The 15,312-nt window shown below is 72.4% G+C and carries 9 protein-coding genes; 7 read left to right on the forward strand and 2 right to left on the reverse strand.

Annotated elements, in window-relative coordinates; all coding sequences use genetic code 11:
- From D7V80_RS19555 to D7V80_RS19565, 3 genes are all read left to right on the forward strand, one after another.
- On the forward strand, positions 1-957 hold a 957-nt coding region (locus tag D7V80_RS19555), incomplete at its 5' end, for a hypothetical protein (protein ID WP_233585514.1).
- A gap of 84 nt (positions 958-1,041) precedes the next feature.
- The gene (locus D7V80_RS19560) at positions 1,042-1,464 is read left to right on the forward strand and encodes a cupredoxin domain-containing protein (protein ID WP_120589589.1); all 423 of its coding nucleotides are present in this window, start codon (positions 1,042-1,044) and stop codon (positions 1,462-1,464) included.
- A 57-nt stretch (positions 1,465-1,521) separates the two neighbouring features.
- Positions 1,522-4,452, forward strand: a complete 2,931-nt coding sequence (locus D7V80_RS19565) for a helicase C-terminal domain-containing protein (RefSeq protein WP_120589590.1) — start codon at positions 1,522-1,524, stop codon at positions 4,450-4,452.
- A gap of 16 nt (positions 4,453-4,468) precedes the next feature.
- Here the strand turns inward: D7V80_RS19565 and D7V80_RS19570 are convergent, their stop codons facing one another.
- Complete coding sequence (locus tag D7V80_RS19570; protein ID WP_120589591.1) at positions 4,469-5,206, reverse strand: HAMP domain-containing protein; 738 nt, start codon at positions 5,204-5,206, stop codon at positions 4,469-4,471.
- On the reverse strand, positions 5,203-5,952 hold the full coding sequence (locus D7V80_RS19575) for a HEAT repeat domain-containing protein (RefSeq protein ID WP_120589592.1): 750 nt from the start codon (positions 5,950-5,952) through the stop codon (positions 5,203-5,205). Before D7V80_RS19575 ends, D7V80_RS19570 begins: the two co-directional genes overlap by 4 nt.
- A gap of 171 nt (positions 5,953-6,123) precedes the next feature.
- Here D7V80_RS19575 and D7V80_RS19580 point away from each other — a divergent pair, with 171 nt between their 5' ends.
- The 4 genes from D7V80_RS19580 to D7V80_RS19595 all read left to right on the forward strand — a co-directional run bounded on the left by D7V80_RS19580 (position 6,124) and on the right by D7V80_RS19595 (position 15,282).
- Positions 6,124-7,890 carry a protease pro-enzyme activation domain-containing protein gene (locus D7V80_RS19580; RefSeq protein ID WP_120589593.1) on the forward strand — a complete coding sequence of 589 codons (1,767 nt, stop codon included), beginning with the start codon at positions 6,124-6,126 and terminating at the stop codon, positions 7,888-7,890.
- 108 nt (positions 7,891-7,998) lie between these two features.
- Positions 7,999-9,246, forward strand: coding sequence for a hypothetical protein (locus D7V80_RS19585; protein ID WP_147447144.1), 1,248 nt, complete (start codon positions 7,999-8,001; stop codon positions 9,244-9,246).
- Positions 9,247-9,466: 220 nt separating this feature from the next.
- Positions 9,467-12,658, forward strand: a complete 3,192-nt coding sequence (locus D7V80_RS19590; protein ID WP_120589595.1) for a poly-gamma-glutamate biosynthesis protein PgsC/CapC — start codon at positions 9,467-9,469, stop codon at positions 12,656-12,658.
- Positions 12,655-15,282, forward strand: coding sequence for a hypothetical protein (locus D7V80_RS19595; RefSeq protein WP_120589596.1), 2,628 nt, complete (start codon positions 12,655-12,657; stop codon positions 15,280-15,282). Before D7V80_RS19590 ends, D7V80_RS19595 begins: the two co-directional genes overlap by 4 nt.
- Positions 15,283-15,312 lie beyond the last annotated feature (30 nt).

Below are 15,312 nucleotides of genomic sequence, written 5' to 3' on the forward strand. Positions count from 1 at the left end.
GCCTCCCCGGCGCCTCCCCGGCCATCCGGTCCGCTGGCGCCGGGCTTCACGCCGGGGGCCTCGGCGCGTCCGCCTCCCCGGGGTCCCGGGATGGGCGGGCCTCCGCGCGCGGGTGGGCCTCCGGGCCGCTTCGCGCCGCGCCCCAGCACGCCGCGTCCGCCGCCCACGCCGGAGCAGATCCTGGCGCTGGCCACGCGCGAGCACGTGCCGGCGCGCATCGCCAAGGGTGAGCTGGAAGGGAAGATGAAGGCGCGCATCTGGCGCAAGCTGCACGCCGAGGAGGCGAAGCGCTTCGACCAGGTCTACGAGCTGATGGGCCAGACGCCGGGCCTGTCGCTGGGAGACGCGTTCGGCATCCTCCAGAGCGGCCTCACCGTGCAGGAGTTCATGGCGCGCAAGGAGCGCAGCCAGCGCAAGGCGGCCATCAAGCAGGCGCGCGGCCAGGTGGACAACGCGCTCGTCGCGGACTTCCTGGGCGCCTTCATCGAGCAGAAGACCGAGCTGTCCGTCGTCCTGGCGGAGCGGTCGCTGCTGGACACGCTGCTGGCGGAGGAGGCCATCGCCTTCACCTTCGAGCGCACGGGCCGGCTGGAGAAGCTCCAGGTGGTGCTCATCGCGCGCAGGGGTGACTGGGAGCGGCTGATGCCGAACCTGGAGCGCGACGCGAAGCTCACGCAGAAGCCGGCGCAGGTGGCGCGGCAGCCGGACAAGCGCCCCTATTCGGACCCCCGGCCGTTCCTGCCGCACATCGGGCAGACGGTGAAGCTGGTGCTGCGCAACGGCATCACGGTGGAGGCGCCGCTCCTGCGCGTGGGCCGCTTCGACGTGCTGCTGGGTGAGCCCGGGCACGAGCTGTTCATCCCGCTGCACGCGCTCCTGCGCTTCGAGGCGCCCCCGGCCCCCGCCGAGGATGCCTCCGACGACGCGGCCGGCTCAAAGCCCGACGCCGAGGGCTGAAAGCGGCTCGCGGTGGCGTTACTTCCGGGCGGCCCTGCCTTCATTGGCGGGCCGCCCGTGTCCTTCCTCCTGGAGACTTCATCCATGCGCGTCTTCTTCTCCCGCATCATCAAGCCCTGGCTCGCGCTCACCGCGGCGGCGGTCCTCGCGGGGGCGTCACAGCAGGCGTGCACGAAGGAGTCCTCCGCGAAGGAGCCGGGCGCGCCCGCCGCGCAGGAGGTGGGACGGCGGGAGAACGGCGTGCACGTGGTGGAGCTGGCCGTCACGGAGAAGGGCTACGAGCCGTCGCCGGTGCAGCTCAAGAAGGGCGAGCCGGTGAAGCTGGTGGTGACGCGCAAGACGGACCTGACGTGCGCCACCGAGCTCGTGATGGACGAGTATCAAATCGACACGAAGCTGCCCCTGAACACGCCGGTGGACATCACCTTCACGCCCAACCAGTCCGGGACGCTGAAGTACGGCTGCGCGATGGGGAAGATGATCGCCGGCACGTTCGTGGTGGATTGAGCGCGGGCGCCCGTTAACTGGCGATGTCCGCCCGGGCGGGTAGGCTCACCCGCCTGCATGGGCAGCTCGGAGCTCTTCACCCGGCACGTCTTCCTGGACCTCGAAACGACGGGGCTCGACCCCCGCGTGGACGAGGTCATCGAAGTCGGGTGCCTCTTCTTCGAGCACGGCCGGGAGGTGGACCGCTTCTCCCAGCTGTATTCGGCCTCGCGCCCGCTGAACCTCACCATCCGCCGGCTCACCGGCCTCTCCGACGCGCAGCTCTCCGGACAGCCCCGCTTCGACGCGGAGCGCACCCAGCTGCGGGAGCGGCTCAAGGGCTGGACGGTGGTGGCGCACAACGCCCCCTTCGAGAAGGGCTTCCTGCCGGACGTGCTCGGCGGCGTGCCGGTGCTCGACTCGTGCGAGTTCATGCACTACCTGCACCCGGAGCTGCCCAGCCACTCGCTGGAGTCGCTGATGCGGTGGGCGAAGCTGGGCTCGCAGCAGCCGCACCGGGCGCTCCACGACTGCGTGGCGGTGCACGCGGTGCTGGTGCACGCGCTGGATGGCTGCGTGCGCGACGGGCGCGCGGAGGACGTGGCGGACCTGCTGTCCACGATGGACCCCCGGGCCCGCGCGGCGCTGGGGCCCACGCCGCTGCTGGATGCACTTTCTGAAGAGGACGCTCGCGACCTGGCGATGGACGCGGAGGCGCGCCCGCTCCTGGAGCTGCTCTCGCGGCTGTGGGAGGCGTGCCGGGCCACGCCGGTGCCTCTGAGTCTGGAGACGACGGGTGGCTTCTTGCGCGCGAGGCCGGAGCGCAAGCGCGCGAATGGCGGCAGGCCTCCCCCGGAGCCCGAGCTGGACGCGACGCCGGTGCCGGTGCGGCCCGAAGAGGTGGCCCAGGTGCTGGGGCCCGGCGGCGCGCTGGAGCGGGGCGGCGGGTTCCTGTCCCGGCCCGCGCAGCTGGAGATGGCGCAGGCGGTGGCGCGCACGCTGTCGGACGGCGGGCAGGTGGCGGTGGAGGCCGGCACGGGCACGGGCAAGTCGCTGGCGTACCTCACGCCCGCGGCGCTGTTCGCCGCGCGCAACGGGCTGAAGGTGGGCGTGGCGCCGCACACGAAGACGCTCCAGGACCAGCTCCTGGAGAAGGACCTGCCCCGGCTGCACCAGGCCACGGGCGGCGCGTTCGGCTACGCGCTGCTCAAGGGCCAGACGAACTACCTGTGCCGCCGCCGCGCGCTGGAGGCCACGCGGGTGGAGCCGGGGATGAACCACACGGCGCGGGCGCCCCGGGCGTACGTGCGCGCGTACCTGCGCCGCAGCGTGGACGGGGACCTGGACCGGCTGAGCCACTGGTTCCGCGAGCGCTTCCCGGGCATGCACGGGCTGGTGCCGGCGGTGCGCTCCGAGGCGGCGACGACGCTGGGCGAGCGGTGCCCGCATCACAATAAGTGCTTCTACCACTCGGCGGTGGCGCAGGCGCGCGAGGCGGACGTGCTGGTCATCAACCAGTCGCTCGCGTTCGCGTGGCCCGCACGCTACGGGCGCCTGGACCACCTGGTGCTGGACGAGGCGCACGAGTTGGAGGACGTGGCCACCACCGCGCTCACGGTGGAGCTGTCCGACCTGGCCTTCCTGCGCCTCACGGAGCGGCTGCACGGACGCGACGGGCGCCGGGGCCTCTTCGCGGAGCTGCGCCGGGCGCTCGCGGCCACGCGCCGGGACGAGTCCCGCGTGCTGATGTCCGAGGTGGACGACGCCCTGCGCACGCTGCTCCAGGAGGCGCGCGTGCTGGGCGAACAGGTGACGGCCCTGTGCGAGCCCGCGGCGGCCATGCCCGGCGAGGACGCGGACGACGCGGCCTACGCGCCGGAGCTGCGGGTGACGGACGCGGTGCGCGCCCTGCCCGCCTGGGAGCCCGTGCGCGAGGGCCTGGTGGCGGTGCGCACGGCGCTGCAACGCGTGCACACGCTGCTGTCCGTGCGCGTCCTGGCGGCGCTGCCAGAGCTGGCGGTGAAGCAGCCTTCGCTGGAGCGGGAGCTGGCCGGGGCCACCACGGAGCTGGGCGAGCTGTCGGTGCTGGCCGGTGAGCTGGCCGGTGAGCCGGACGCGAAGCGCTGCTATGCGGCGCGGGCGGAGCCTCGAAAGCAGCGCTGGAGCGTGGGCGCGCAGCCGGTGGACGTGTCCGAGTCCGTGGCGAAGGACTTCGCCGCGAACAAGCGCGCGCTGGTGATGGCGTCCGCCACGCTGGGCACGGGTGACGGTGTGCCCTTCGTGTTGAAGCGGCTGGGGCTCAGGCCGCCCATCCTGCGCGCGCCCTCGCCGTTCCACCTGGGACAGCAGGCGCTGGTGGTGCTGGTGACGGACGCGCCGCGCGCGCACGAGGAGCCGTTCATCGACTGGGCCTCCGGGCGCATCTCCGGCCTGGCGCAAGTGATGGGCGGCCGGGTGCTGGGCCTGTTCGCGTCCACGCGGCGGCTGGAGCGCGTGTCTCGCGAGGTGCAGGCGCGGCTGGAGCCGCACGGCATCGAGGTGCTGCGCCAGTCGCGCGGCCACGGCCGTTCGCTGGCGGCGCGGCAGGAGCGCGACACGGGCACGGTGCTGCTGGGAACCAAGAGCTTCTGGCAGGGCGTGGACATCCCCGGACGCGGCGTGGGGTGTGTCTTCATCGACAAGCTGCCCCTGGAGCCGGCGTCACGGCCGCTGGTGGCCGCGCGCGAGGAGCCGCTGGCGAAGGCGGGCAACGAGTACCTGGGCTTCCTCCAGTACCGGCTGCCGCGCGCGCTGCTGCTCTTGCGCCAGGGCGTCGGGCGGCTCATCCGCTCCACCACGGACCGGGGCATCGTCGTGGTGGCGGACCCCGGACACGCGAGCTACCGGCCGCTGCTGCTCCAGGCGCTCGCGGGCTACCGGGTGGTCGCGCTGCCGTGGGCGCAGGCGCGGCTGCTGCTGCACTCCGAGCTGATGCAGATGGGGCTCACCGCGGACACCGCGCAGGTGTGAGCCCCCAGCCCCTGCCCTACCGCGCCAGCCGCTCGCGGTAGCGCGCCTCCAGGGCGGACAGCTCGTCCACCCAGGGGCCCGTGGCGCCGCTCGTCTTCGCCTGCGCCAGGGCCTCCGACAGCGCGCGCGCGTCCTCGGTCTGCTGCGCGCGCAGCCGCTGGGTCATGTCCCGTGCGGCCTCGAAGACGTCCTGCAGCTCGTCGCCTTCGCGCAGGCCGTGCTGCGGCGGGTTTAGCTGGCCTTCGGCCACTTCGCGCATCATGCGCTTGATGCGGAACAGCGGGCCCGCCATGCGGTGCGTCACCACGATGGTCGCCAGCGCCACCACCGCGATGAACGTCACCAGGCAGCCGCCCAGCACCCACCACGTCAGCTGCTGGTGGCGCTCCAGCTCCGCGCGCTGCGCGACGATGGCCGCGCGCTCCGCCTCGTACTTGGCGTCGATGGCCTGCGCCTGCTCGCGGAACTGCTTCTCGAACGCCGGGTCGTTCATGTGGGCCATCAGCTCGTTGGAGAGCGTGGCTCCGGACAACTCGCGGCTCACCTCCGCCGCGGCCGAGCGGGCGTCCACCGCCGTCGCCGTCTCGTGCATCAGCGAGTTCGCCGCGCGCACCAGGAAGATGCCCAGGAGCGCCGCCATCACCAGCGTCACACCGACGATGTACGCGGTGAGCTTCAGCTGGAAGGGCGCGTCGAGCAGGAAGTTGCGCCAGCGGCGCTTCGTCGTCGGGGCCTGGGCCGTGGTCGTCGTCATGTCTCGCTGCTCCAGTCGAAGGTCGCGGCGGCTTCCTCGATGGCTCGGGGGATCAGGGCCTTCAACAGGTCCGCGGGCGGAGCTCCCGCGGCGTTCACTTCCACCTGTCCCATCAGGGACTGCTCCGGGTACGTCATGCACAAGAGTGCCAGGCGCAGGCCTCCACTGTCCGTCTTCTGGATCTCCGCCGTGATGCGGTAGCCTTGCACGCCCAGCTTCTTGAGCGCGCCCTTCGCCGCGGCCTTCGACTCCTTCTCCGGCGCCATCTGCGCGCCCCGGCGCACCAGCTTGGAACGAAGCCGCTCCTGCGTCACCTTCACGAGCTCCGCGGGCACGGTGCCCGTCTTGTCCTTCAGCGCGTCCAGCGACAGATAGAAGCGCGGCCGGCGCGCCTGGTACGCCTTGATGGCCTTGATGGACTCCGCCACCGCCGCCTGCACCGTGGCGTCCGCCTCGCCCTGGACCGACTGGAGGCAGTCGAGCCCCTTGGGCTCCAGGAGCGCGCCCAGCCCCTTGGCCACCGCCGCGCGCACCAGCTCGCTCGGGTCCTTGAGGCCGCCACACAGCGGGGTCACCGCTTCTGGATCCTCGGTGGCGCCCAACACCAGCGCGGCTTGTGAGCGTGCACGCGGATCCCTTCCCTTTTCCAGCTGACGACCCAGGAAGGTGATGCGCGTGTCTCCCTGCGCCAGCGCAGCGCTCGGTAGCAGGAAGAAGATGAGCAGGAGTGCTGTCGGCAGCCGCATGGGATGGGCAAAGAAATGCCAACAGTGTAGCCGCGATTTACCTGTCCACGACAGTTGCCTCTCAGGGCAATCGCGCCCAGCTTGGATGCGCACAGTGGGCGACGTCCTCCAGGGGGGAGGACGGCTGGGGTGCGGCGGACCCGAGGCGGGTCACCGCAGGCTGGGGGAGCAATGAAGCGCGGAATCATCCTGACAGGTGTTCTGCTGCTGGCGGGGTGGATGAGCGGCTGCCGTGACTCGGACCGCCTGACGTCGGTGGGCAAGCCGCGACCTCCCGGGCCGACCCCGGTGGAGTCCACGCCCACCCTTCCCGACTCCGAAAACTCACAGCCACCTCCCGGCCGGCCACCGCCGGAGCCGGAGGTGGTGGACCCGCCGCCGCCCGACCCGGAGGCGGAGGTGTTGGACCCCACGCCCATCCCGACGACGGAGGGCGTCCCCGGACCGCTGCCCGGCGTCTACACGGACAAGGGCGAGGCGCCGGAGACGGACCTCATCCGCGGGCTGGTGTCCTTCCCCATCCGCGACCCGGCCGCGCTCGAGCAGCGCATCGCGGACATCTACAAGCCGGGCGGCCCCCACTTCCGCCAGTACATGACGCCCGCCGAGTGGATGGCGAAGCACGCCCCACTGGAAAAGGACGTCAACATCGTCGTGGACTGGCTGAAGTCCGAGGGCATGCAGGTGCCCTACGTCGCCACCAACCGGCTGCTGGTGCAGTTCGTGGGCACGGTGGGCCAGTTCAACAAGGCGTTCGGCGTGAAGGTGCTCATCTTGAGCCGCAAGTCGCCTCAGGGCGGCAATGAGCCGCACGACGTCTACGGCCTCACGGACACCCTCAAGGCCCCCACGTTCGTGCAGCAGCGCATCCACGCCGTCGCCACGCTGGACCTGCCGGCGGAGACGGGCACCCTGCCGGGCGAGTTCGGCCAGCCGTCCACGGAGCCGCCGAATCCCGTCAGCCGGGGCCTCACGCCGCAGCAGGTGGCGCGCGCGTACAACGTGGACTCGCTCTACGAGCAGGGCTACCAGGGCCAGGGCATGAAGCTGGGCGTGGTGATTGGCGCCAGCTTCCGGTGGAAGGACCTGCGCGCCTTCTGGAAGATGTGGGGCATCGAGCGCGAGGACCCCAAGGTCATCCAGACCATGGAGCCACCCGTCACGCGCTACCGCGAGGGCACGCTCGATGTGGAGTGGGCCGCGGCGATGGCGCCCAAGGCGGAGGTGCTCGTCTACATGGGCCCGGACGCGCGCAACACGTCCATGCTCTACACCTACAACGAGGCCATTGCCCGGGGCGAGGTGAGCGTCATCACCACGTCCTTCGCCCACCGCGAGGACTCCGAGCCGAGGGCGGTGCAGGAGGCCTACAGCCACTCCAGCACCATGGCCGCCGCGCTGGGCATCACCGTCGCCGCCGCCAGCGGTGACTCCGCGGGCGTGGACATGCCGGGCAACAGCCCCTACGTCACCGCCGTGGGCGGCACGCAGCTGAAGATGAACGGCATGACGGTGACGGGCGAGACGGCCTGGTACTACTCGGGCTCCGGCATCACCCGCACCTTCGCCACGCCGGAGTGGCAGAAGGGCCTCTACCCGATGCCCGCCAAGCGCGCGGTGGTGGACGTGGCGCTCAATGCGGACACCGGCTTCTGGTACACGTGGCTGGGCGTCACCACGCCCAACACCGGCACGTCGTTCTCCTCGCCCATCTTCGCGGGGCTCATCACGGTGGTGAACGGCGCGCGCGCGGAAGCACAGAAGCCGCGGGTGGGCTGGCTCAACTCGCAGCTCTACACGCTGCCCGAAGTGCAGCAGACGTTCCGCGACATCACCGTGGGCGTCACCGACCGTCAGTACGAAGCCGGGCCAGGCTGGGACATCCCCACTGGCTGGGGCGCGCCCAACGCGGAGGGACTGCTGCGGACCCTGCCCTGAGCGGGCGGGAGACATTGAGCGGACGGGCAGACGAGCCCCGCTCCGGCTGTCATCCCGGATTGACGGGGTGCGAATGCATGCGCAGGGCGTGCTGTTCGGGACAGGACCATGTCCTTGTCCCCCCTGCGCGCATCCCTGTCCTGCCTCCTGCTCCTCGCAGCTGCTTGCAGCAATGCCGTCGCCGGACCGAACGGCGCCGTGGCGGAGACCCCCTCCATCCAGTCGCCAGAGACCGTCGCCGAGGCACCCACCGCGCCCGTGGAGAACGTGAGCCAGGCGCCCACCACCGAGACGTCCACCGACACGGCGACGCCCACGGACGAGACGCCGGTCGTCAGCGCGCCTGCTCCCACGGCGAGCGTGTGCTCGCCGCTCGGCTCGCTGTCCACCCTGACGGGCAACCTGACGTCGTGGCTCCAGACGGCGCCCATCGCCGCGGCCAACAGCGGCGGATTCAAGGAGCCGGGCGGCACGGAGCTCGCGGCGTTCGAGGGCGTGTTCCGCACGCTGCTCACCGAAGGTCCCACGCCGCAGGTGGTGCAGGACCTGGCGGGGATGGGCTACGGCGTGTCCACCTTCCGCAACGACACGGGCGGCGGGTGGCTGGTGGTGCGCGAGCAGGGCCTGCTGTCGCGCGGCGGCGGCACCTTCATCATCAACCTGTTCCCGGCGCGCGACCTGTGGCTGGAGGCGCCGCACGCGGACTCTGATGAGGGCACGCTGCGTCAGACGGCCTCGCAGCTGGTGACGCTGGGTGCTCGCGCGCTGCTGATCACCGGCAGCCACCGCTGCGCCGTCACCACCGCCAGCCCGTGCAGCGGCAGCACCAGCGTGTGCGGCACCAAGGGCCTGCGCATCTCCGACGCCGCGCACTACGGCAACAACTTCTTCACCGCCGCGCACCGCGCGCTGCGCGACACGTACCCGGACGCCATCGCCGCCAGCATCCACGGCATGGACGCGGGCGACGGCCCCGAGGCCGCCGTGGTGAGCGACGGCACCAGCGCGCTGCGGCCGGACGCGCTCTCCAACCGCCTGCGCGACGCGCTCAACACCCACCTGGTGGGCACCAAGAAGGCCTTCTCCTGCAACGCGGCGGATGACTCGGGCAAGCACCGCGCGCTGTGCGGGACCAGCAACGTGCAGGGCCGCATCGACAACGGCGCCGCGGACGCCTGCTACACGGAGGCCGCCGCCGCCACGGACCGCTTCATCCACCTGGAGCAGTCCGCCACGCTGCGCGGCACCGGCGCGTCGTCCAAGGCCGTCATGCAGGCGCTCGCGGACACCGTGCCCTGCACGCTCGGTGGCTCCGGCCTGGGCTGCCCGGCCCTGGTCGCGCAGGACTGCCCGTGAAGTGTCTCGCGGGAGACGTCCCCACGTGCCGTGCCAAGCGGCTTCGCGTCGCGTGAAGCAGGCCGGCTGATCCGCCCACGGGTCCGCTACCAGTGTCCGGGGTTGGGCATTCAGTGGCACTGGAGGCCCGAATCTTCGGTTCGACAGCCGACGCTTCTCCGCAGCCGAGAGGGGCAGCCCTGGTCGGGTCCGGGAGCCTCCCTAGATTCGAGCGGCCACCATGGCGCTCCTTTCGACCCTGACACTCTTTCCGGCCTACTCCCTCGACACCTCCATCCTGGTGGCGGTGCTCGTGGGCGTGCTCATCCTGGCGCTCCTCACGGAGACGCTCGGGTGGGTCTTCGTGGGCCTCGTGGTTCCCGGCTACCTGGCCTCGGTGTTCGTCATCCACCCCGAGGCGGGCTGCACCGTCGTCGCTGAATCGCTGCTCACCTACGGACTGGCGCTGGCGTTCTCCAGCGGACTGTCCCGCACGGGGGCCTGGAGCGAGTTCTTCGGCCGCGACCGCTTCTTCGCCGTGGTGCTCGCCAGCGTGGTGGTGCGCGCGGTCAGCGAGACGTGGCTTCTGCCCGTGCTCGGGCACTGGATGGACGAGCGGTGGGGCACGTCCTTCATCGTCGACCGCAGCCTGCACAGCATCGGCCTGGTGCTGGTGCCGCTCACCGCGAACGCCTTCTGGAAGCTGAAGCTGCGCCGCGGGCTGTGGCAGGTGGCGGTGCCGGTGGCGCTCACGTACGTCATCCTCCGCTTCGTGCTGCTGCCCGGCACCAACCTGTCCTTCTCCAGCTTGGAGCTGATGTACGAGGACGTGGCGCAGGACTTCCTGTCCAGCCCCAAGGCCTACATCATCCTGCTGACGACGGCGTTCCTCGCCGCGCGCTTCAACCTCAAGTACGGCTGGGACTTCAACGGCATCCTCGTGCCCGCGCTGCTGGCGCTCACGTGGCTGGAGCCGTTGAAGCTCGCGGCCACGCTGGCGGAGGTGCTGCTGCTGGTGCTGGCCGCGAAGGCGGTGCTGTCCGTGCCGGGGCTGCGCACGCTGAACCTGGAGGGCCCTCGCAAGACGGTGCTCGTCTTCTGCCTGGGCTTCCTCGTGAAGTGGGGCATCGGCTGGGCCATGGGCGGCCGCATCCCGGGCCTGAAGGTCACGGACCTCTTTGGCTTCGGCTACCTGGTGCCCACGCTGCTGGCGGTGAAGATGCTGCAGAAGCAGGTGATTGCCCGGGTGCTCCTGCCCACGCTGCACACGTCGCTGGCGGGCTTCCTCATCGGCAGCCTCGCGGGCTTCGGGCTGTCGCTCATTGAACCGCGCCCGGCCACCGCGCTCACCGCGGAGGCGCCGCGGGACCACGTGCCCGGGCTGGGCCTGGACCAGTCTCCGCTGGGCCTGATGGTGATGGGCCGCGCCACCGCGCGCGAAAGCGACGTGGGCGGGCAGTCGCTGCGGCTGAAGCACGGCGACCTGCGTGAGTACAGCGGGCTGTGGAACGGACTGGACGCGTGGCTGGAGTCGGGCCGCGCGGAGCACCTGAGCGCGCTGCGCACGAAGGCGGTGGCGCTGGGGCTGGAGCTTCGCGAGCTGCCGAAGCAGGACGGCGCGCCCGCGCGCTTCGCGCTGGTGGAGCGCGTGGAGGGCGCCGGCAAGGCGGGCTGGGACACGTCGCTGCTCGTCCCCGGCGCGCAGGGGCCGGTGCTGGAGGTGCCGCGTCCCCTGACGGAGGCGCCGAGCGCCGAGGCCGCCGCGCTCCTGTGCGAGCGCGTGAACTGCCGCGCCATCATCGTGAGCGGCGTGGATTCCCACCGCGCGGGCCTGGTGCTGGGCGACGTGCTGGCGCAGTCGGAGACGCCGCTGCGCCACGCGCACGACGCGCTGTCCTCCCGGGAGCGGGTCCAGCTGCGCGTGGATCCGTCGCTGAAGCCGGGCCAGGTGGTGCTGCACACGCCGGACGGCAAGGCGCCCCAGGGCCTGGACCTGCTGTGGCCGGGCGCGACGGTGACGGCCAATCCTCCGCCGGAGCCCGGTGACAACTGGGGCGAGTCGCGGGTGAGCGTGCTGCGCGCGGGCGCCTTCGACCTGGCCTCGCTGGTGCTCGCGCACGCCCAGGCGCTGGCCGCGCCGATGACGGAGCGCGACGCGCTGGGCACGCTGATGGTGACGCCGGAGGTGGCGCGCGTGCCGGCGGTGCGGCCGTCGGACGCGGAGCTGCTGGTGCTGGAGCAGCAGGTGGCCTCGCCGCTTTTGGGCGGTGGGACGGCGGACGTGCCGAAGGAGCTGCGCGCGCGCTGGGCCGGGGCCATGGCGGCTCTGATGGGCCTGCGGGTGCACCCGGTGACGGAGTGCGCGGGCGCGACGACCACCGGATGCTGGTGGGTGACGGACGCGGAGGCCACGCCGGGCCGGCTGGGCGCGGGGCTGATGGTGCGTCCGGGCGGTGCTCCGCTCGCGCTGGAGGTGCCGTCGCCGGCCCGCGAGGCGGGCACGCTGCCAGTGGCCGCGGAGCTGTGGCACGAGTCGCGGTCCACCGCGCTGGTGTTCGCCACCGCGTCCGGTGACGTGCCCCACCCCGCCACCTTCGGTGAGCTGCGCACGAGCTTCCAGGCGTTCCACCAGGCGGTGCACCGCGCGCTGCCGAAGGAGCAGGGCTGGGTGCTGCACCTGCGCGGCTTCTCCGGCCGGCCGGCCGTGGAAGCGGACGTGCTGGTGGACGTGGGCAGCCCGGTGCTCACGGAGTCGCAGCGGCCCGCTGATTTGGAGCGGCTGTTGTCGCAGGAGGGCCCGCTGGGCTGGCTGGGGCAGCGCGTGCGCTACCACGACGGCTCTCCGGAGCTGACGGGGCTCAACGACGCGAGCCCGCAGCAGGTCTTCTCCCGCACCTTCGGCGGGGCGCGGCTGGCCACGCTGTGGCTGTCCGAGCCGCTGCGCGGCGCCTTCGTGGGCCCGCGGCTCGTGGCGGAGGAGCTGGCCATCACGGGCCTGTTGCCCGAGGAGCCGCGCGAGTCTCCCGAGCGCGCGCTGCTGGCGGACCGGCTGGTGGCGCCGACGCAGCCGGTGTCCGCGGCGCTGAAGGAGCACTTCGAGGAGCTGACCGCCAGCGCGGAGCGCTACGTCGCGCAGCAGAACGTGCATGACCTCCGCGCGCTGGCGCAGACGAAGCGCGTGGGCAATGTGACGCGTCAGGTGAAGTCCGGCTTCAGCGCCGAGTACGGCCTGCCCTTCCTCCTGGTGGAAGCGCGGCAGGGCAAGCAGGTGCTGCGCGCCGTCTATTTCCTTCAGCAGCACCCGTCGCCGGCGAAGCGCGCGGAGCTGACCGCGGGTGACGCGGAGCTCGCGAGCACGGTGGACCTGGCGCTGCGGCACCGCCGTCCGGTGGTGCTGACCGGGGAAGTCTCCCGCGAAGAGGCCCGTCGATGAAGACCCGCAGCCGCGCCCTCGTGGCGCTCCTTGGACTGATGGTGGGCCTGGCCCTCATCTGGGGCGCGAGCCTCGCCGTGCTGGGCAATACCGACACGCCCACCGCGCGGCGCGACGCGAAGTTCGTCAACGCCGAGCGCCTCATCTTCTACCGCCTGGAGCCGGGCCGGGAGATGCGCGTGCGCGTCCCCGCGGAGGCCGAGGAGCTGCTCATCGTCACGCACGAGCTGCTTCCGGACGGCACGCCCTACGCGCCGGAGAAGCAGTACCAGTACGGCCTCAAGGCCATCCTGCGCGGGCCGGACGGCGTCCTGCTGGAGCGCGCCATCTTCACGCGCACGCGCCAGAGCAAGGGCCAGCCGCAGGAGGACGGCACGTTCCTGCAGGAGAGCGCCTTCACCACGCACGCCAATCAGCAGGTGACGGACGAGCGCGAGTTCGTGCTGCGCCTGCCCAAGGAGCGGCCGGACTACTCCGTGCTGTACCTGCGGCCCGCGGGCGCGAACGACACGCTGCTGGCGCGCGTCTACGTCCGCGCGCACCGCACGCTGCCGCTGCTCGCGTCGCAGAAGCTGGCGCAGGCCCGCGCGGAGGTGCGCGCCGGGCGTGCCACCTTCGAGCCCTTCGAGAAGCTCTCCACCGACACGCGCCGCTGGCTCGCCGAGGAGCACTGGGAGCGCCTCAACGCGGAGGGCGAGGCGGGCACCGACTACCAGATTGAGCCCGTCTACCGCACGCCCTACCGGCTGCCGCTGGTGGAGGCCACCGAGTCCGTGCAGGAGCGCCTGGGCGCCGGCCGCGCCGTGGCCCTCAACGTCACCGGGCCCGCGAAGCCGGTGCTGTGGCTGTGGAGCGACGCGACGGACGCGCATCCCCAACCGCATGGCCCCGTGACGGTGCAGACGCTGTCCGCGGACGGCACGGCCCACACGCTGGAGCTGCCGGGTCCCGTGGCGGGTTCGCCCATGTCGCATCCGCTGGAGCTGCCGGCGGGCGTGCACACGGTGATGGTGCGCAACGACGGCCAGGAGGACCTGCGCTACACGGTGGAGGGCCCGTTCGAGTCGTGGCTCTTGCCCACCGAGTCGCGTCCCCAGCCGGGCGTCGCGTCGGAAGGCCGCGTGGCCTTCCTGCCGGACACGCGCCGCACGGAGGCGTTCGCCACCGGCCCGGCGTGCCCGGTGCTGGAGCTGGACATCGATCCGCGCATGGACGCGGTGGGGCGGCTGGTGCGCATCGACGCGCGCTCGCTGGACCGCGCGCCCTCGCGCGAGCCGCTGCACCTGAGCCTCACGGTGCTGGATGCCCAGGGGCAGTCCCTGGGACAGGCTTCGCTGGACGCGACGCCGGAGCCCGCGCCGTTCGAGAGCGCGGCCCTGGTGCCGCTGCCGGGTGGCGCGCTGCCGTGCACGCCCGTGGCGACGGCGATCCAGGACGCGGGCTCTGGAGAAGTGACGGACCTGCCGGCGTGGGTGTCGGGCGCGACGAGCGCTCGGGTGTTCCTGCCGATGGGGGCGCGCAAGCTGCGCGTGGAGGCGCCGCGCACGACCATCGTGCAGCTCTACAGCTTCCTGTCCAGCGGTCAGCCCGTCGCGGCGTCCGCGCCGTACACGAACGACGCGCTCACCGGCGTGCGCTGGCGCAACGCGCCCGTGGATCAACGCACGTGGCACCCGATGCGTCCGGCGAACCTGAACGCGCTGCTGCAGGGTGGCGCGCGGATGGAACTGCTCAGCCAGGTGCGCCTGGAGCCCGTGGGTCCTCAGGAGGAGACGCCTCCGCCCTCGGGGGACGCGGTGGTGGTGCGCCCGTATGGCACGCCCCCGGTGGTGGAGGTGCTGGAGTCCGGGCCGGCGGACACGGTGGACATGGTGAGGGCGCTGTCCACGGTGCTGGAGCCGGGCCGGGCCGTGCGTGCACGCTTCGATGCGCGCACGCCCACCCGCCCGGAGGTGCGCCTGTCGCTGAAGGACGCGGCGGCGCTGGGCAACGAGGTGGAGGTGCTGCTCGACGGCGAGCCCCTGCACCGCTTCACCGTGCGCTCCACTCGGGCGCGGGAGCTGCTGCCGCCGCTGCCGCCGGGTGAGCATGAGGTGCTGCTGCGCTCCACGGCGCCGGGGCTGACGGCGCTGCTCAACCGGCCTCCGGCGGCGGGCAGCGGTCTGCGCTCGCGCACGGTGTATCCGGTGGGCCAGGGAGGTCTGCGCGTGCCGGTGCGCAAGACGGGGCCCGGCGCCGTCACCCTCAACGTGGTCGTCTACACGTCGGTGGCGGAGGGCGCGACCGAGCCCCAGCTGTCCGTGACGGTGGATGGCGGAAACCCCGTGCGCCGCGCCAGCGTGCTGGTGCCGCACGTCACGCGCGCCGAGCGCACGGTGGTGCTGCCGGCCTCCGAGCGCGAGCCGGCCATGCCGGTGGGCCGCCCGGGCGTGAAGTGGTACGCGCGCACCGTGCCGGTGACGCTGGGCGAGGACATCGCGCCGGGCGTGCACACCGTGCGCATCCAGTCGCTGGGCTCGGGGCCCATGTGGGCGCGGTTCTTCATGTTCGGCCAGGCGGTGGAGAACACCGCGCCGCGCGTGTGGAACCGCGGCGGCTGGCAGCCGGACGAGGACCTGTTGTGAGGTTCCGCGGGAGGACCGGGTCGTGGCGCC

The organism is Corallococcus sp. CA054B, assembly GCF_003611625.1.
GTDB lineage: Bacteria > Myxococcota > Myxococcia > Myxococcales > Myxococcaceae > Corallococcus > Corallococcus coralloides.